Origin of the sequence: Mesorhizobium sp. WSM4904, from assembly GCF_029674545.1 — a bacterium.
GTDB lineage: Bacteria > Pseudomonadota > Alphaproteobacteria > Rhizobiales > Rhizobiaceae > Mesorhizobium.
The window spans coordinates 374873-393301 of the sequence record NZ_CP121354.1 but is presented as its reverse complement, the minus strand read 5'-3'; the positions used below and the strand labels follow the sequence as shown (position 1 = coordinate 393301).

The 18429-nt window shown below is 64.1% G+C and carries 16 protein-coding genes; 7 read left to right on the top strand and 9 right to left on the bottom strand.

Annotation, left to right across the window (positions count from 1 at the left end; genetic code table 11):
- Nucleotides 1-15: 15 nt before the first annotated feature.
- Together QAZ47_RS01810 and QAZ47_RS01805 are read right to left on the bottom strand one after the other, a co-directional pair.
- Nucleotides 16-1602, bottom strand: coding sequence for an ABC transporter substrate-binding protein (locus QAZ47_RS01810; RefSeq protein ID WP_278232302.1), 1587 nt, complete (start codon nt 1600-1602; stop codon nt 16-18).
- 149 nt (nt 1603-1751) lie between these two features.
- The gene (locus QAZ47_RS01805; RefSeq protein WP_278232301.1) at nt 1752-3737 is read right to left on the bottom strand and encodes a CocE/NonD family hydrolase; all 1986 of its coding nucleotides are present in this window, start codon (nt 3735-3737) and stop codon (nt 1752-1754) included.
- A gap of 186 nt (nt 3738-3923) precedes the next feature.
- On the opposite strand from QAZ47_RS01805, the gene QAZ47_RS01800 reads away from it, so the two are divergent.
- A complete protein-coding gene (locus tag QAZ47_RS01800; RefSeq protein ID WP_278233752.1) occupies nt 3924-4178 on the top strand; it encodes a BrnT family toxin in 255 nt (84 codons plus the stop codon).
- On the top strand, nt 4165-4476 hold the full coding sequence (locus QAZ47_RS01795; RefSeq protein ID WP_278232300.1) for a BrnA antitoxin family protein: 312 nt from the start codon (nt 4165-4167) through the stop codon (nt 4474-4476). Before QAZ47_RS01800 ends, QAZ47_RS01795 begins: the two co-directional genes overlap by 14 nt.
- Before the next feature lie 12 nt (nt 4477-4488).
- Here QAZ47_RS01795 and QAZ47_RS01790 read toward each other — a convergent pair whose 3' ends face one another.
- The 4 genes from QAZ47_RS01790 to puuE are packed head-to-tail and all read right to left on the bottom strand — an operon-like array spanning nt 4489 to nt 7886.
- Nucleotides 4489-5082, bottom strand: coding sequence for a nucleoside deaminase (locus tag QAZ47_RS01790; RefSeq protein WP_278232299.1), 594 nt, complete (start codon nt 5080-5082; stop codon nt 4489-4491).
- 17 nt (nt 5083-5099) lie between these two features.
- Nucleotides 5100-5591, bottom strand: coding sequence for an ureidoglycolate lyase (locus QAZ47_RS01785; protein WP_278232298.1), 492 nt, complete (start codon nt 5589-5591; stop codon nt 5100-5102).
- The gene (locus QAZ47_RS01780) at nt 5588-6451 is read right to left on the bottom strand and encodes a bifunctional allantoicase/(S)-ureidoglycine aminohydrolase (protein WP_278205264.1); all 864 of its coding nucleotides are present in this window, start codon (nt 6449-6451) and stop codon (nt 5588-5590) included. The genes QAZ47_RS01785 and QAZ47_RS01780 overlap by 4 nt, the downstream gene beginning before the upstream one ends.
- A 10-nt stretch (nt 6452-6461) precedes the next feature.
- Nucleotides 6462-7886 carry an allantoinase PuuE gene (gene puuE / locus QAZ47_RS01775; RefSeq protein ID WP_278232297.1) on the bottom strand — a complete coding sequence of 475 codons (1425 nt, stop codon included), beginning with the start codon at nt 7884-7886 and terminating at the stop codon, nt 6462-6464.
- Between the two features lie 194 nt (nt 7887-8080).
- On the opposite strand from puuE, the gene uraH reads away from it, so the two are divergent.
- From uraH to xdhC, 4 genes are all read left to right on the top strand, one after another.
- Entirely contained in the window at nt 8081-8455 is a 375-nt protein-coding gene (gene uraH, locus QAZ47_RS01770) for a hydroxyisourate hydrolase (RefSeq protein WP_278232296.1), read from the top strand.
- Nucleotides 8456-8458: 3 nt separating this feature from the next.
- Nucleotides 8459-9940, top strand: coding sequence for a xanthine dehydrogenase small subunit (xdhA, locus tag QAZ47_RS01765; RefSeq protein ID WP_278232295.1), 1482 nt, complete (start codon nt 8459-8461; stop codon nt 9938-9940).
- Nucleotides 9940-12288, top strand: a complete 2349-nt coding sequence (xdhB, locus tag QAZ47_RS01760) for a xanthine dehydrogenase molybdopterin binding subunit (RefSeq protein ID WP_278232294.1) — start codon at nt 9940-9942, stop codon at nt 12286-12288. Before xdhA ends, xdhB begins: the two co-directional genes overlap by 1 nt.
- Before the next feature lie 114 nt (nt 12289-12402).
- On the top strand, nt 12403-13431 hold the full coding sequence (xdhC, locus tag QAZ47_RS01755; RefSeq protein ID WP_278233751.1) for a xanthine dehydrogenase accessory protein XdhC: 1029 nt from the start codon (nt 12403-12405) through the stop codon (nt 13429-13431).
- Between the two features lie 65 nt (nt 13432-13496).
- On the opposite strand, the gene QAZ47_RS01750 is transcribed toward xdhC, so the two are convergent.
- The 3 genes from QAZ47_RS01750 to QAZ47_RS01740 form a co-directional block, all read right to left on the bottom strand.
- A complete protein-coding gene (locus QAZ47_RS01750) occupies nt 13497-14747 on the bottom strand; it encodes an LLM class flavin-dependent oxidoreductase (protein WP_278232293.1) in 1251 nt (416 codons plus the stop codon).
- Nucleotides 14744-15697: an LLM class flavin-dependent oxidoreductase gene (locus QAZ47_RS01745; protein WP_278232292.1), complete on the bottom strand. Its 954-nt coding sequence runs from the start codon at nt 15695-15697 to the stop codon at nt 14744-14746. The genes QAZ47_RS01750 and QAZ47_RS01745 overlap by 4 nt, the downstream gene beginning before the upstream one ends.
- Nucleotides 15698-16128: 431 nt before the next feature.
- Nucleotides 16129-17049: a LysR family transcriptional regulator gene (locus tag QAZ47_RS01740; protein WP_278232291.1), complete on the bottom strand. Its 921-nt coding sequence runs from the start codon at nt 17047-17049 to the stop codon at nt 16129-16131.
- A 152-nt stretch (nt 17050-17201) separates the two neighbouring features.
- Between QAZ47_RS01740 and QAZ47_RS01735 the strand changes: the two genes are divergently transcribed.
- On the top strand, nt 17202-18428 hold the full coding sequence (locus QAZ47_RS01735; RefSeq protein ID WP_278232290.1) for a urate hydroxylase PuuD: 1227 nt from the start codon (nt 17202-17204) through the stop codon (nt 18426-18428).
- The last annotated feature ends 1 nt before the right edge of the window (nt 18429 follow it).

Genomic DNA, 18429 nt, shown 5'->3' with positions numbered 1-18429 from the left:
TCCGCAAGGCCGTGCTCAGGCTTCGAGCCAGCACTTCGCCAAAGCGTAGCCGTTGCAAAGCTCCTGATGCGGATCCTCCACCCAGCCCGCGACTTTCGGCCCCGTGGCGTCGATGAACTGATTGAACATCGGCAGGATCAGGCCGCCCTCGTCGCGCACCATGACGGCCATGTCGTGGTACATCTGCTTGCGCTTGGCCTCATCGAGCTCTGCGCGCGCCGCAAGCACCATCTTGTCGAAGTCCGGACGCTTGAAACGCGTGTCGTTCCAGTCGGCCGACGACAGGTAGGCTGTCGAGTACATCTGGTCCTGGGTCGAGCGGCCGCCCCAATAGGAGGCGCAGAAGGGCTGCTTGTTCCAGACCTCGTTCCAGTAGCCGTCGCCCGGCTCGCGCTTGATCTCGAGCTTGATGCCGGCCTTGGCCGCGCTCTGCTGGTAAAGCTGTGCCGCGTCGACGGCGCCCGGGAATGCCACGTCCGAGGTCCGGAGCAGGATGGAGCCGTCATGGCCCGACTTCTTGTAGTGGAACTTGGCCTTGTCCGGATCGTATTTGCGCTGCTCGATCTCGGTGAACAGCGGATAGGATGCATTGATCGGGAAGTCGTTGCCGAGCGAGCCGTAGCCGCGCAGCACCTTGTTCAGCATCTCCTCGCGGTCGATCGCCAGTTTCAGCGCCATCCTGAGGTCGTTGTTGTCGAACGGCGCCGTGTTGCAGTGCATGATGAACACGTAGTGGCCGGGACCGGAGTGGTTGCGGATGGTGACGCCCGGCACGCGCTTGATCAGGTCGACGATCTTCGGCTCGACGCGGTTGATCATGTTGACCTGGCCGCCCTGCAAGGCCGCCGTGCGCGCCGTCGCGTCGTTGATGACGACGACTTCGACCTGGTCGGCATGGCCCATCTTGTCGCCCTGCCAGTAATTGGCGAACCGCTCGCCGACATGGCGCACGCCGGGCTCGTTGACCTTGACCTTGTAGGGACCGGCGCCGATGCCGGCATCGGGCTTGTCCTTGCCGCCATTCGGCTGGACGATCAGGTGATAGTCGCTGAGCAGATACGGAAGGTCGGCATTCGGCTCCTTGAGCGTCAGCACCACTTCCTTGCCGCTGGCCTTGATGGTCTCGATGCCTTTCATGTAGCCCAGCGCGCCGGACTTAGACTTCTCGTCCGAATGACGTTCGAGCGTCGCGGCGACGTCCTCGGCAGTCACGGTCTTGCCGTTGTGGAATTCGACGCCGTCGCGGATCTTCAGCGTCCAGACTTTGGCGTCGTCCGAAGAGCCGATCTCCTCGGCGATGCGGTTCTCGAGCTTGCCGTCGGGGGAAAGCTCGACGATCATTTCGCCCCAGCACTTGCCGAAGGCGAAGGGCACCTGCGTCATCATCAGCGCCGGATCGAGGCTGTTGGTGGATTCACCGCCGACCAGGCCGGCCTTCAGCGTGCCGCCCTTGACCGGGCCGGCGGCGCGGGCCGCGCTCGAAAGCAGCGAATTGGCGAAGGGTGCCGCGACGCCGAGCGCGGCGGCACGGCCAAGGAAGTCGCGACGGCTGAGCTTGCCGGCGGCGACGCGACGGCTGAGATAGTCGAGTTCGTTTGTCATTATGGGTTCCTCACTCTGATGGTCCGACCTTATGGTCGTTTCTACTTGTTGGAGGAGATAATGACCGCAACGGAAAGCAGCAGGCAAGACCGAATGCGACATGCCGTGGCGTAAATGGCGCGTCGCAATTGGCCCAATCTTGTCAGCGGTCAGACGAGGGCGCGTGGAATCGCCTGCTCGAAATCGCGCTCGAACACCAGTTTGTTGCCCTCATAGGCCTCGATCCTGGCGCTGAGAACGAAGTTTTGCGCGTCGCAGCGCATGTCGGCAAAAGTTTCGGTGCGCACCGACCACTCATTTCGCGAGAAGGTCTGCGTCCAGTGCGTGCTGCCGGTGGCGGATTCCGGATCGTCGGGATGGATCGCCCAAATCTCCCGGACGATGCTGCCATGGACGAGCCCATGCGCAAGGTCGCGCACCTCGCCGAAATCGTCGGTTATGGAAAGCGTGACGACCCCGGTCTTCTCGTTGCGGTCGATGTGCCGTTCCGAATTGGCGGGCCTGATCGTCTCGGTCGCCCAGGGTGTCGCGCCTTCCGGTTCGGCGAAGGAAACCTCGTCGCCTTTCGCCAGCGGGCGCAACGGCAGCTTGAGCGTTGCCGCCGCCAATTCGAGCCTCACCGGCTCAGGCGACGGCCAGATCATCGGCCAGTAGGCATTTGAGACGGCAATGCGCAGTTTGTGGCCCGCCGGCACCCGGTAGGCGCACTGGTCGAGCACGACGCGCGCCGAGACCGCCTCGCCCGGCACCAGCGCTTCCGGGAATTCATGCGAGTTGCGATGGGTGAGATTGAGCACGCCATAGGAAATCAGTTCCGAGGCGCCGTCGGGATGCACGTCGCAGAGCCGCACCGCGATGTTGGCCTGACGGCGGTCCGCGGCAACCCTGATGTCAAGCTCCGGCGCGCCGACGATGTCGATCGCCTCGGCGAGTTCCGGCTGGTCGAAACACACCGAAAGCGCGTCGTCGGGGCGCTGGTCGCCCGGCAGCTCGGGACCGAAGGTGAAGGGAAAATACTCGCCGCCGGCCAGTCCGCAGTTTTGCGGCGTGGCGACGATTGCCGGCTTGGCGCCGTCGGCAATGAGCCCGATCGCCTGCACCTTGATGTTGGACGACGGCCATTCCTGTTCCGCAATCCAGCGGCCCGGCCGCTCCGGGTGCCAGCGGGCCGGCCGCACGCTGTCCATCACATAGGCGCGGTAGTCCGGGTCCGCCTCGACGCCGGTCGCCGCACCCTTCAGCCAGCGATCCCACCAGCGCAATGCCTCCTGCAGGAAGCCGATGGCAGGATTGGGTCCCGCGTAATGCGGGTATTTGTGGATCCAGGGACCGACGATGCCTTTGACCGGCGACCGGATGTTGGTGACGAGGTTGGAGATCGTGTTGCGGTACCCGTCATGCCAGCCGCCGATCGACAGCACGGCCACATGAACGGCGGAAAAATCCTCGCAGATCGAGCCGCGTTTCCAGTAGCCGTCGCGATGCTGGTGGCTGAGCCAGAGCGGCAGAAGGAAGGGCTGGTTCTCCAGCCGGCTGAGCCAAAGGTCGCGCCAGCGGTTGCCGCCGGCGATTTCCGGATCCGGCGGCCGCGACGAGTAGGAGAGCATCGTCGAGGCCCAGCCGAAATTTTCGAGCAGCAGGCAGCCACCCTTGTAGTGGATGTCGTCGGCATAGCGGTCGACGGTCGAGCACAGGCTGATCACCGCCTTCAGCGCCGGCGGCTGTTTGGCCGCCACCTGCAGGCAGTTGAAGCCGCCCCAGGAGATGCCCATCATGCCGACATTGCCGTTGCACCACGGCTGCGCGGCCGCCCAGGCGATGACGTCGCAGGCGTCCTGCAATTCCTGCTCGGAATATTCGTCGTCCATCAGCCCTTCGGAATCGCCGTTGCCGCGCATGTCGACGCGGATCGAGGCGTAGCCATGGCCGGCGAAATAGGGATGCGTCAGCTCATCGCGGAAGATGGTTCCGTCGCGCTTGCGGTAGGGCAGGTGCTCGAGGATCGCCGGCACGGGATTGTCGGCCGCATCCTCAGGCATCCAGATGCGCGCCGACAGCCGGCAGCCGTCCGGCATGACGATACCCATATCGGGAAATTCGACGACCTTGCGGGGGAAATCGGTGACGGTTTTCATGGGCCGCATAACGCCTTGCCTGGCGACGACTTTCAACGCTATTCGCGACTGGCGCAGCGAAATATGCGACCTGTCACGATGCTGAGACCGGCCCCGATCATTTAACTCTGAACTTGCGCTGCTGCACTAATTTATGTATTACGTTTATTCACTTTGGCCCGACGCAGACGCACTGGATGATCTCGCCTGAAAATCGTTTGGGATGAGCCGAAGCGTGTGACGAACCTCGAAAACCGGGGTCTAGACTTCGCCGATCTCGATCTCGATTTTTTTGCGACTTCAATCGTTCTACCAGCCAAGGCTGGCCGGTTAATGGCGATTGGCGAGTTCAGGCAGACCATTCTCGCCGTTATCTTCAAGCCGCTTGGTTCCGAAGCGATTTCGGTAATCTCGATGCGTCGTGCCAGCCGAAAGGAAAGGTCAGCGTATGAGCACCCATAAACGACGCATTCGACCGCTTACCGACGAGGACGAGGCGGAAATTCAAAAACAGATTGCTGCTGACCCTGACGATGCGGAGGCAACCGATGAACAACTGGCGCAAGCCGCGCCTTTCGCGAAAGCGCTTCCGGAGCTTTTCGAGAGCATAAGGCGCGCTCGTGGCCGGCCAGCCGCGGAGAAACCCAAGCAGATCGTGTCCATCCGCCTTGATCAGGATGTCATCAGCAAGTTCAAGGCGACGGGCAAGGGCTGGCAGGCCAGGATAAATGAGGTTCTGAAGAAGGCGAAGGTAGGCTAGGCAAAAGCCGCGTCAGTTCAGCGGAATGTCATTCTCAGCCTTGCTGGCCTGGTAAGCGTTGGACAGCTCATCGTAGCGCGCCGAAATCCTGCCGATTCTTGCCTCCAGCCGCTTGCGCTCGGCTTCGGGCAAGGCGCGCACCAGCTTTCGGATGGAAAAGCTCTTCCAATAGGCGTTCTCGGCGTTATAGCCGCCGGGATCGAGGGTGAAGACCTCCTTCAGGATCTTGAGGTCATGCGGGATGGCGAAGCTGTCGCGCGAGTCCTCATGGCTGAAGAGGTAGTAGAAATTGTCGAAGCCGGTCCAGGTGATCGCCGACAGGCAGAGCGAGCATGGCTCGTGAGTGGCCAGGAACAGCGCGTCCTTGGTGTCGACACGCTCGGCCTTGGGCATCTCGTAGAAGCGCTTCAGGCAGTGCACCTCGCCATGCCAGAGCGGATTTTCCATCTCGTTGTTGGTCTCGGCGAGAACCAGCGTGCGGTCGTCCTTCCTCAGGATCGCGGCGCCGAACAGCTTGTTGCCGTGGGCAACGCCCTCGGCGGTCTTCGGCACGATGCCTTGCTCGATCACGTCGAGCAGACGGTCGATCAGCGAGATGTCGGTCATGGAAGGAATTCAGCCGTTCAGGGAAGATGAATCTCGTAAGGGTGCGAGAAATGGCACTCTTCGAGGTTGGAGCCGTCGCCGCCGCGGTCGACGATCAGGAAATCCTGTTCCTCGCCGATCGGCGTCAGCACGCCGTGCCAGAGGTTGCGGCGATAGTTGATGCCCTGCCCAGGCGCGGTGATGAAGGCATGCGGCTCGCCGGGGCCGTCCTTGGTGTCATGGCAGACGACCACCAGGAACGGGCGCGGCGACAGCGGGATGAAAGCCTGGCTGCCGAGCGGATGGCGCTCGACCATGGTCAGCTTCAACGGCATCTCGTAGGGCGTGCCGCGCACCATCGAGATCAGCACGCGCGCATTCGGCCCGGCGGCTTCCGCCGTGGCGAGGTCGTGGTAGCGCATCGCCTTGCCGCCATTGATCGGGTAGCGGTTGTCGCCGCTCATGTCGATGACATCGCCGAACGGAGCGAAGTTATCGCGGGTTAGCTTCTGGGCGACGATGCGGGTCACCGCGCACGACCCCCGATACCAGCGCCGCCGAGCTTGGCATGCCGGTTGACGTCCTTGTAGAGCAGGTAGCGGAAGTTGCCCGGGCCACCGGCATAACAGGCCTGCGGGCAGAAGGCGCGCAGCCACATGAAGTCGCCGGCCTCGACCTCGACCCAGTCCTGATTGAGGCGGTAGACGGCCTTGCCTTCGAGCACGTAGAGCCCGTGCTCCATGACATGCGTCTCGGCAAAGGGGATGACCGCGCCGGGTTTGAGCGTGACGATGGTGACATGCATGTCGTGGCGCATGTCGGCCGGATCGACGAAGCGCGTCGTCGCCCAGCGTCCCTCGGTGCCGGGCATCGGGCTCGGCTCGATCTGCTGCTCGTTGGTGAAGAAGGCTTCCGGCGCGTCGAGGCCGTCGACCGCCTCATAGGCCTTGCGGATCCAGTGGAAGCGGACGGCATCGCCGCTCTCGTTGCGCACCGTCCAGGCGCTCGCCGGCGGCAGGAAGGCGAAACCGCCGGGGGCAAGCACATTCTTCTTGCCGGCAAGCGAGACGGTGAGCTCGCCCTCCACCACGAACAGCACGCCCTCGGCCTCGGCGTCGAGCTCCGGCCGATCGCTGCCGCCGCCGGGCAGGACCTCGACGATGTATTGCGAAAACGTCTCGGCGAAGCCCGAGAGCGGCCTTGCGATGATCCATGCCCTCGTCTTGTCCCAGAACGGCAGCGGGCTGGTGACGATGTCCTGCATCACACCCTTGGGAATGACCGCATAGGCCTCGGTGAAGACCGCGCGGCCGGTCAGCAGCTCGTGCTGGCCGGGATGGCCGCCTTGCGGCGCGTAATAGGTTCGCTCGGCCATTTTCATCATATCCATGTCTTGAAGCCTATAACGGGAGCATGTCTTTCAGCCGAAGCAGGGCGATGCGCTCGACTTGTTTGCAGGCGGTATCGAACTCATTGCTGCGGCCGTTGCCGATGCGCGCCTCGAACTCCGCCAGGATCTCGTCCTTGGTCTTGCCCTTGACCGCGATGATGAAGGGGAAGCCGAAGGTGGTGACGTAGGCGGCGTTGAGCTTCGAGAACAGCTCGCGCTCCTTGTCGGTCAGCGCGTCGAGCCCGGCGGAGGCCTGTTCCTTGGCCGATTCCGGGGTCAGCCGCCTGGCCGCCGCCAGCTTGCCGGCGAGGTCGGGGTGGGCGTTGAGCACGGAGAGCCGTTCGGCCTCGGTCGCCGCGCGGAAGACGCGGCAGAGCGCGTTGTGCAGGCCGCCGGCGCTGTCATGCGCGGGTCCAAGCTCCAGCTCGTAGGCGCGCTCGGCTATCCAGGGCGAATGCTCGAAGACGCCGCCGAAGGCGTAGACGAATTCCTCGAACTCCATCCGCGATGGGCGCAAAGCCGGCGCCTGGTAGGGATGCATCTCGCGCCAGTGTTTTGCGATATCGATGCGCCGTGTCAGCCACACCTTGTCGTGCGACTTCACATAGTCGACGAAGCGCTTCAGCGCCGCCACGCGGCCCGGACGGCCGACCAGCCGGCAATGCAGGCCGATATTTATCATGCGCGGCCGCCCCGCCTTGCCCTCGGCATAGAGCGTGTCGAAGCTGTCCTTCAGATAGGCGAAGAACTGATCGCCCGAGTTGAACCCTTGAGGCGTCGCGAAACGCATGTCATTGGCGTCGAGCGTGTAGGGGATGACGAGCTGTGGCTTCTCCAGCCCGCCGCGGTCGAACCAGTAAGGCAGTTCGTCGTCATAGGTGTCGGAGACATAGTCGAAGCCGCCTTCCTCGGCGACGAGCCGCACGGTGTTGACCGAGGTGCGGCCGGTGTACCAGCCGGTCGGCCGCGCGCCGGTCACTTCGTAATGCAGCCTGATCGTCTCTTCGAGGTCGCGCCGCTCGTCCTCCGCGCTGTGGTCGCGATAGTCGATCCACTTCAGCCCATGCGAGGCAATCTCCCAGCCCGCCTGCTGCATCGCCACGACCTGGTCGGGCGAGCGGGCGAGCGCGGTGGCGACGCCGTAGCAGGTCACCGGCACCTCGGCTTCGGTGAACAGCCGGTGGAGCCGCCAGAAGCCGGCCCTGGCCCCGTATTCGTAGATCGATTCCATGTTCCAGTGGCGCTGGCCGACCCAGGGAGCGGCGCCGACGATCTCGGACAGGAACGCCTCGGACGCCTTGTCGCCGTGCAGCACGCAATTCTCGCCGCCTTCCTCGTAGTTGACGACGAACTGCACCGCGACATAGGCGCCGCCGGGCCATTTCGGGTCCGGTGGATTGGCCCCGTAACCGCGCATGTCCCGTTCGTAACGCATGGTCGCTCCTGCCCGATGGTTGAGATGAAGATATCGAAAGGAGTACTTCAGCATTCCCCCGAAAATTTTTGAAAGTGCTTTTTGCCGCACTCCGCTCGACCGGGACTTATGCATCGCCTTTAATTGGCGCACAATTGACCTGAAACGTTCGACTGTACCGGCCAATCGGTCGTACTGGAAATGGGAGGCGGCCAGTGGCAGAAACGTCGAAAGCCGATGGCGGGCGTCTGACGACCCACGTGCTCGACACCGCGACCGGCAGGCCGGCAAAGGGCCTCTCGATCGAGCTTTTCCGCATCGAGCGGCAGGGCCGCACGCATCTGAAGACCGTCACCACCAACGCTGACGGCCGCTGCGATGCGCCGCTGCTTGCCGGCGCCGATTTCCGCACCGGCGAATATGAGCTGGTCTTCGCCGCCGGCGACTATTTGCGTAGGCAGGACATCAGCCTGCCAGAGCCCGCTTTCCTCGACATCGTGCCGATCCGCTTCGGCATGGCGGAGGAGCGGCATTATCATGTCCCCCTCTTGATTTCGCCTTACGGCTACTCGACCTATCGCGGGAGTTGAGCCATGGCAGAGATCAAGACCCGCAACGAGATACGCTTCATCCTCAACGGTGCCGACGTCGCGCTCGCCGACATCGCGCCCGACATGACGCTGCTCGACTGGCTGCGGCTCAACCGGTCGCTGCGCGGCACCAAGGAAGGCTGCGCCGAGGGCGACTGCGGCGCCTGCACGGTGCTGGTCGGCAAGCTTTCCGCCGAAGGTCTCGTCTATGAAAGCGTCAATGCCTGCATCCGCTTCATGGGATCGCTCGACGGCACTCATGTCGTCAGCATCGAGCATCTGCGCGGCGACGGCGAGAAGCTGCATCCGGTTCAGCAGGCGATGGTCGACTTCCACGGCTCGCAATGCGGCTTCTGCACGCCGGGTTTCATCATGTCGCTCTATGCGCTGTGGATGAAGACGCCCAACCCCTCCGACGCGGCGATCGAAAAGGCGCTGCAGGGCAATCTCTGCCGCTGCACCGGCTACGAGGCGATCATGCGCGCCGCTCGCGCCATATCGAGCTACGGCAAGGCGGCGAAGGACCCGCTGGCGCTGGAGCGCGAGGATATTGCCGCGCGGCTGGAAGCGCTGCGCGACGGCGCCAGGGTCGAGGTCGGTTCAGGTAAGCAGCGTCTGATCGTGCCGGCCAACGTCGACGATTTCGCCGCCGTGCTCGAGAAGGAGCCGGGCGCCACCATCGTTGCCGGCTCGACCGATGTCGGTCTGTGGGTCACCAAGCATATGCGCGACATCTCGCCGGCGATCTTCATCGGCGGTCTCGACGGCCTGCGCACGATCTCGGAGGCCGATGGGATCGTCACCATCGGCGCCGGCGTGACCTACACCGAGGCCTTCGAGACGCTGTCGAAGCGCATCCCGGCATTGGGGCCGCTGGTCGATCGCATCGGCGGCGAGCAGGTGCGCAACATGGGCACCGTCGGCGGCAACATCGCCAATGGCTCGCCGATCGGCGACACGCCACCGCCGCTGATCGCGCTAGGCGCGCAACTGACGCTGCGCAAGGGTGGAGCACGCCGCACGATCCCGCTCGAAACCTTCTTCGTCGCCTATGGCAAGCAGGACCGCCAGCCCGGTGAATTCGTCGAGGCCGTGCATGTGCCCGTGCCGGCAAAGGGAACGAGATTTGCCGTCTACAAGGTCACCAAGCGCCGCGACGAGGACATCACCGCGACGCTCGGCGCTTTCTATCTGACGCTCGCCAGGGACGGCACGGTGGCGGATATCCGCATCGCCTATGGCGGCATGGCGCCGACGCCGAAGCGCGCGGCTGCGGTCGAAAAGGCGTTGATCGGAAAAGCCTGGAACGAGGCGACGGTGGAGGCTGCGATGGCCGAATACGCCGGCGACTTCACGCCGCTGACCGACATGCGCGCGACCGCCGAATATCGGGCGCTGGCGGCGAAGAACCTTCTCCTGCGCTTCTTTGTCGAGACCACCGGAACCAGGGCGCCGTTCCAGGTCTCACGGTACGAGGCCGCCTGATGACCAAGCACGTCCCCAACCTCAAGGCACAGAAGATCAAGGGCGGCGTTGCCAGCGACCAGCGCCACGATTCCGCGCACAAGCATGTCAGCGGCACGGCGGTCTATATCGACGACATGCCGGAACCGGCGGGCACGCTGCATGGCTGCCTCGGCCTGTCCACGGCAACGCATGCCACCATCACCAAGATGGACCTGTCGGCGGTGCGCGCTGCGCCGGGCGTCGTGGACGTGCTGACGGCAAAGGATATTCCCGGCGAGAACGACATTTCGCCGACCGGCCGACACGACGAGCCGGTGCTGGCGGACGGCAAGGTTGAGTTCTATGGGCAGCCGATCTTCTGCGTCATCGCCGGGACGCGCGAGGAGGCGCGGCGCGCCACCAGGCTGGCCAAGGTCGAACACGAGCAACTGCCTTTCGTCACCGACATCGGCGAACTCGACCCGAGGAAGGATAAGCTCGTCACCCCGCCGCTGACGCTAAGGCGCGGCGATGCGGCGGCGGCGATCAAGGCGGCACCCCGCAGGCTCAAGGGAAAGATGCGGGTCGGCGGCCAGGAGCATTTTTACCTGGAAGGCCATATTGCCATGGCCATTCCCGGCGAGGACGAGGATGTCGCCATCTATTCCTCGACCCAGCATCCGAGCGAAGTCCAACATATGGTGAGCCATGCGCTCGGCGTGCCCAGCCATTCCGTCACGGTGGAAATCCGCCGCATGGGCGGCGGCTTCGGCGGCAAGGAAACGCAGGGCAACCAGTTCGCCGCGCTCGCGGCGATTGCCGCCAAGCGGCACCACCGCGCCGTCAAGATTCGGCCCGACCGGGACGACGACATGACCGCCACCGGCAAGCGCCACGACTTCCTCATCGACTACGAGGTCGGGTTTGACGACGACGGCAATATCCTCGGCGTCGACTTCTTGTTCGCGGCGCGCTGCGGCTTTTCCTCGGACCTCTCCGGTCCGGTCACCGATCGCGCGCTGTTCCATTGCGACAACACCTATTTCTGGCCGACCGTGCACGCGCAGTCGGCGCCGTTCTACACCAACACCGTGTCGAACACCGCCTTCCGCGGTTTCGGCGGACCGCAAGGCATGGTCGGCGCCGAGCGCGTCATCGACGAGGTCGCATTCGCCGTCGGCAAGGATCCGCTCGAGATCCGCAGGAAGAATTTCTACGGCACGTCCGACAGGAACATCACGCCCTACCACCAGACGGTCGAGGACAACATCATCCAACGCATCGTCGCCGAGTTGGAGGCGAGCTCGAATTATGAGCGGCGCCGGCGCGAGATCAGCGCCTTCAACAACAACAGCCGCTTCGTCAAGCGCGGCCTGGCGCTGACGCCGGTCAAGTTCGGCATCTCGTTCACCGCCACCCATTACAACCAGGCTGGCGCGCTGGTGCATGTCTATACCGACGGCTCGGTGCATCTGAACCATGGCGGCACCGAGATGGGGCAGGGCCTCTACCTCAAGGTGGCGCAAGTGGTGGCCGAGGAGTTCCAGATCGATCTCGACCAGGTGAAGATCACCGCCACCACGACCGGCAAGGTGCCGAACACCTCGGCGACCGCGGCATCGTCCGGGTCCGACCTCAACGGCATGGCGGCGCAGAACGGCGCCCGCCAGATCAAGGACCGGCTGATCAATTTCGCTTGCGAGAAATACCAGGTGCCGCGCGACCAGGTGCTATTCCTGCCCAACCGGGTGCGCATCGGAAATCAGGAGATACCCTTCGCCGACCTCGTCAAGCAGGCCTACATCGCCCGTATCCAGCTTTCGGCGGCGGGCTTCTACAAGACGCCGAAGATCCACTGGAATCGCGACAAAGGCGAGGGCCGACCCTTCTACTACTTCGCCTATGGCGCCTCCTGCTCCGAGGTGTCGGTCGACATGCTGACCGGCGAATATGTGGTCGAGCGCACCGACATAGTGCACGAGACTGGCCGCTCGCTGAACCGCGCCATCGATCTCGGCCAGATCGAGGGCGGCTTCATCCAAGGCATGGGCTGGCTCACCACGGAGGAACTCTGGTGGGACGACAAGGGCCGACTGCGCACGCATGCGCCGTCGACCTACAAGATTCCGCTCGCCTCCGACCGGCCGAAGATCTTCAACGTGACGCTCGCCGACTGGTCCGAGGCGAACGAGCCTACCGTGCATCGCTCCAAGGCGGTCGGAGAGCCGCCGTTCCCGCTCGGCATGTCGGTGCTGCATGCGCTTTCCGATGCCGTGGCGAGTGTCGCGGACCACAAAATCTGTCCGCGCCTCGACGCCCCGGCAACGCCGGAACGGGTGCTGATGGCCATCGAAAGGCTGAAGCGGGAAGCAGCAAAGCCGGCCTGAACGGGCCAAAACGTGCAATTCGGGGCACAAAACGCTATATTTCCTGGCGCATGACCCCGAAATCGGCATCGAATTCGGAAAGGATCATGCGCCAAGCACGCGAAAATGCAGACGATGAACGCGAAGGTGCAAAGCCTGAAGGACTTTCTCCGCCAACCCGGCCGGGTCGCGCTGGTCGAGGTCGCGACGACGAAAGGCTCGACGCCGCGCGAGGCCGGTGCCTTCATGCTCGTCTCGGCGTCGGCGATTTTCGGCACCATCGGCGGCGGCCAGCTCGAGTTCATGGCGATCGACAAGGCGCGGCAGATGTTGTGTCGACCTGCCTCATCAAAGTGCAGTTCCCTGGAAATTGCAGACGTCAGCGCAGCCCCTCATCCGCCTGCCGGCACCTTCTCCCCGTATAGTGACGGGGAGAAGGGGGCTAGTCGCAACGCCGGCGACTCCCTCTCCCCGTTCTTACGGGGAGAGGGTAAGGGTGAGGGGCAGCGCGACGCTGACAAAGTTGTCGCCACACTCGATGTGCCGTTAGGTCCTGAGATCGGCCAATGCTGCGGCGGGCGGGTCGAGGTGCTGATCCGGCCAATCGATGCAGCGCTCGAACAACAGCTCATCAGCAAGGCCGAGGCCGAGGAGGCGCGTCTGCCGCATGTCTATGTGTTCGGCGGCGGCCATGTCGGCCAGGCGCTGGCCGCGTCGCTCGCGCTCCTGCCCGTCCATGCCGTCGTCGTCGAGACGCGGGCGGATGCGCTGGAGGGCATGCCCGAAACGGTCGAGACGCGGCTGACGCCGATGCCCGAAAGCATCGTGCGCGAGGCGCCGGCGGGATCGGCCTTCGCCATACTCACACACGACCATGCGCTCGATTTCCTGATTGTCGCCGAGGCACTGAAGCGCGACGACACCGCCTATGTCGGCATGATCGGCTCGAAGACCAAGAAGGCGACCTTCAAGAACTGGTTCCTGAAGTCGGCCGAGGGCAGTGAGGCAGAGTTCGACCGCCTCATTTCGCCGATCGGCGGCAATGCCGTGAAAGACAAGCGCCCGCCGGTGATCGCCGCGCTCGCCGCGGCCGAGATCATGACAGCGCTGGCGTCGCACTCCGCCGAGGCATCGGCCGCGCCCGAAAAGGCGATGGCCGGTTGAGGTGGTCCTTGGCCAGCCGCGCCCCATGGCGATGACTGGACGGCTCGCCAGATGGACTAATCGCCTCACATCGGCCGCTTGAGGCCGAGCTGCTCACGCAGCGTGCGGCCCTCATAGTCCTTGCGGAACAGGCCACGCCGCTGCAGCTCCGGCACGACCATTGTCGCGAAGGCGTCCAATTCGCCCGGAAACCAGGACGGCATGACGTTGAAGCCGTCGGCCGCTCCGCCTTCGAACCGCTCTTGCAGCGCATCGGCGATCTGCGCCGCCGTGCCGACGACGCGCCAATGCCCGCGCGCGCCGGCGAAATAGCGCGCAAGCTCACGGATCGACAGACCGTCGCGCCGTGCCTGCTCGATGACCAGCGCCTGCCGGCTTTTCATGCCTTGGCTCTCGGGCAGTTCCGGCAACGGCCCGTCGATCGGATAGCGCCAGAGGTCGGAGATGCTGAGATAGCTGGAAAGCAGCGCGACGCCGACATCGTCGGGGATCAGTTCCTGCAGAGCATCGTATTTGGCCTGAGCCCCGGCTTTCGTTGCCGCGACGATCGGCGCCACGCCGGGCATGATCTTCACGTCGTCCGGCTGGCGGCCATAGGCGGCCAGCCGTCCCTTGAGGTCGTCGTAAAAGGCCTTGGCCTCTTCCAGGGTCTGCGCCGCGCTGAACACGACATCGGCGGTCCGCGCGGCAAGATCCTTGCCGTCGTCGGAAGCGCCGGCCTGCACCATCACCGGCGCGGCCTGCGGCGAGGGCGGGATGTCGAGCGGGTCGCGCACCGAAAAGCTCTGGCCGTCATGGCCGGCGCCGCTGCGGCGCCACAGGCCGGTGACGACAGTGGCGAATTCACGGGCGCGTTCGTAGCGGTCGGCATGCGGCCTGAGACCTGTCGCGCCGAAATTCGCCGCCTCGCTGGGGTTGGCGGAGGTGACGAGGTTCCAGCCCGCGCGGCCGCCGCTCAGATTGTCGAGCGAGGCGAAGGCCCTCGCCAGCCCGTAAGGCTCGTTGTAGCTGGTCGAGGCCGTCGACACGAGGCCGATGCGCTCGGTCTGCACGGCAAGGGCTGAAAGCAGGCTGATCGGCTCGAAGCCGATCGAGCGCGAGGTCTGGCTGGCGATGTTGATATCGGCTTCGCGCAGGCCGGCGGCGTCCTCGCAGAAGACCATGTCGAATTTCGCCGCTTCCGCAGTCCGCGCCAGCTCGATATAATGATCGATGTCGATGCCGGCCGTCACATGCGAATCCGGATGGCGCCAGGCGGCGATATGGTGGCCTGTCGCCCAAAGGAACAAGCCGAGCTTCATCTGACGCGCGCTCATTTTGCGCCTCCCGCGCCAAGCTCGAGACGGTCGCGCAGTTTTGCCCCAGCATAGACCGAGCGGGCCAGGCTGCGACGGCGAAGCTCCGGCAGGATGCGGCCGGTGAAGTCATCGAGCGCCGAAAGATCGGCCGGCAAAGCGAAATTGAAACCATCGCAGCTTTTGCCGTCGAGCCAAGCCTCCATCCCGCCAGCCGCAAGCTCGTCCACGCCAACCGTCATCAGCACCTTCATGGTTTCCGGCTCGCGTCCGGCGGCAACCGCGCGGCGCTTGAGATCGTCATAGGCTGCCTTGGCGCCCTCCGCCTCGAACAGCACGACATCGGCGACTTTGGCGCCGAAATCGAGATCGGACTCCCCCAGGCCCGACATGACCAGCACCGGCGTGTCCTGCGGCGAGCGGGCGACGTTGAGCGGCCCCCGCACGGAGAAGAACACGCCCTTGTGGTCGAGGAAATGCATCTTGACGGGATCGTGGAACCGGCCGCCGGCTTTGTCGAACAGTAAAGCGTCCGCATCCCAGCCCCGCCACAGACCTTGCACGATGCCGATGAACTCTTGCGCGCGGCGACGGAAATCCTCGTCGGTAATGCTTTCCGGCCGGCTGAAATTCGCCGCCTCGCGCGAATTCTGTCTCAACGTTGCGTTCCAGCCGATGCGGCCCTGGCTGATGATGTCGAGCGACGCGAACCGGCGCGCCAGATTGTAAGGCTGGTGCGCGAGCGTCGAGGCACTGGCGACCAGCCCGATCCTTTCGGTCACGGTGGCGAGTGCCGCCAGAAGCGTGGTCGCCTCGAAAGGGCTGCTCGATCGCTCCTCCGTCGTATCGGAGATGACGACCATATCGATCCCGGCCGCCTCCGCCTTCCGCGCGAAGCCGGCGATCTCTGCAAATGTCAGGCCGGCCTGCCCGGTAGCGGAAGCAATGTTGAGCGAGACGGCGAGATGCATTGTGTGCCCATTCGGCTGCGACCGGCGTCGTGCAGCCATTCGGCTACCAACCTAGGCTCGCCTTTGTGCAAGGCAACGGGAGCGAGTGGGCCACCGAGCTGTCACTTGCCGACCAGTCACCGTATTAGCGGCGAGGTAGAAGTCCTGCCGAACCAATGTTGCGTGGCGCATACCTCGGTGGTTGGCTGAGGCGCCTATCCCGTCGTCATCCTATGGCGGAGCAAGGAGCAAAACGACGCAGCGCAGACCATAGGATCCATTCCGTGACGTCAAAGCGTTGCGACGGTTCAGAATTCTGCTCCGCTGCGCTCTTCGGCGAAGGTCGCGGAATGGATCCTCGGGTCTGCGCTCCGCTTCGCGTCGCTCCGCCCGTGGATGACGACGTCGGGGAGGCTTCGGCCAATCCCGAAGCTGTGGAACGCTACTGATACCTACTTCCCAGCCAAAATGTCCTTGATCAGCCGCTGGCAGCGGTCGGCCATGAAGTCGAGCAGCAGCCGCACCTTCGGGTCCTGCAGCTTCTTGTGCGGATAGACGGCGGCAAGCTGCACCGGTGTCGGCGGGGTCTTGGCCAGGATCACCTTCAGCCGCCGGTCGCGGATGAACGGCTCGACCTCGAAACGCGGCTTGTTGATGATGCCGCGCCCCGACAGCGCCCAGCCGGTCAAAACGTCGCCGTCGTCGGTGTCGTAAGGTCCATGCACCTCGAATTTCTGCACGCCGTTCGGCGTCTGCAGCGTCCAGACATATTCGCGCGTGCCGGCATAGCGCAGCATCAGGCAGTCGTGCTTCTTGCCGATCAATTCCTGCGGCTCGACCGGCTCGCCGCGCGCCTCGAGATATTTAGGCGCCGCGACCAGCACGCGCTCGCAGTCCATGATGCCGCGCATCCTGAGACTCGAATCCTCGATGATGCCGAGACGGAAGGCGACGTCGATGCCTTCCTTCATGATGTCGACATTGTGGTCGGAGAGCCTGAGCCGCACCTCGATATCGGGGTATTTGTCGTGAAAGTCCGGAATGCCGGAGGCGATCAGCCGCCGGCCGAGGCCGAGCGGCGCCGTCACCTTGATCGTGCCGCGCGGCTGGCCGGAAAGCGCTGCAACCGCCGCTTCCGCCTCGGTGATGGCGTCCAGCACCTGCTTGGCGCCGGTGTAGAACACCGTGCCATGTTCGGTCGGCATCAACTGCCTCGTCGTGCGGTTGAACAGCCGCACACCCAGATGCTTCTCCAGCTCCTTGATGCGGTTGGAGGCCACTGCCGGCGAGATGCGCATGTCGCGCCCGGCCGCCGACAGATTGCCGAGCTCGACGACACGGACGAAGACGGCGATGTTGTCGAGATAGGCCATGCGGCTTTCGTGGCTCTCAAACGTCTATGTGTAGTGAAACTAGTATTTTCCATTTTTTTTTGAAAGTCATCGCGGGCCTCGCCTCTTTTCGTTTGCGCCCCAGACCGTAAAGTCACCTGATCGGCAGGGACGATTTCCCAGGGGCGACACGGATGACGGATTTTGCGATTTTCTGGGACTGGCTGAGTTTTGCGGTCCGCTGGCTGCATGTCATCACCGGCATCGCCTGGATCGGTTCGTCCTTCTATTTCGTCGCGCTCGATCTCGGGTTGCGCCAGCGTCCCGGCCTGCCCGCCGGCGCCTTCGGCGAGGAGTGGCAGGTGCACGGCGGCGGCTTCTACCACATTCAGAAATATCTTGTGGCGCCGGCCGAGATGCCGGAGCACCTGACCTGGTTCAAATGGGAATCCTACGCCACCTGGCTGTCGGGCTTCGCCATGCTCTGCGTGGTCTATTACGCCGGCGCCGATCTCTTCCTGATCGACCCCAATGTGCTCGACGTCTCGGTGCCGGTCGGCATCCTGCTGTCGCTCGCCACCATCGGCGTCGGCTGGATCGTCTACGATCTTCTGTGCCGCTCGCCGCTCGGCAGAAGCGATACCGGCCTGATGCTGGTGCTCTACGGCGTGCTGGTATTCATCGCCTGGGGGCTGACGCACCTCTTCACCGGCCGCGCAGCCTTCCTGCATCTCGGCGCCATCACCGCCACGATCATGTCGGCCAACGTCTTCATGGTCATCATCCCCAACCAGAAGATCGTCGTCGCCGACCTGATCGCCGGCCGCAAGCCCGACCCGAAATACGGCAAGATCGCCAAGCAGCGCTCGCTGCACAACAACTACCTGACCTTGCCGGTCCTGTTCCTGATGCTGTCGAACCACTATCCGCTGGCCTTCGGCACTGAGTTCAACTGGGTCATCGCCTCGCTGGTCTTCATCATCGGCGTGCTGATCCGGCATTATTTCAACACCGTGCATGCGCGGAAGGGCAACCCGACCTGGACCTGGCTCGGCGCCGCCGTCCTGTTCATGATCATCATCTGGCTGTCGACCGTGCCGAAGGTGCTCACCGGCGAGCCGAAGACATCCGCTGCATCCTCTGCGGCGCAGATCTATATGGCCTCGGCGCACTTCCCTGCCGTGCGCGACACCGTGCTCGGCCGCTGCTCGATGTGCCATGCAGAGGAGCCTGTCTATGAAGGCATCTACCACGCGCCCAAGGGCGTGATGCTCGACACCGACGCGCGCATTGCCGAGCATGCCCGTGAGATCTATCTGCAGGCCGGCCGGGCGCATGCCATGCCGCCCGCCAACGTCACCCAGATAACCGACCAGGAACGTGCCCTTTTGGTGGCCTGGTTCGAAGGCGCCGGAAAGTAAG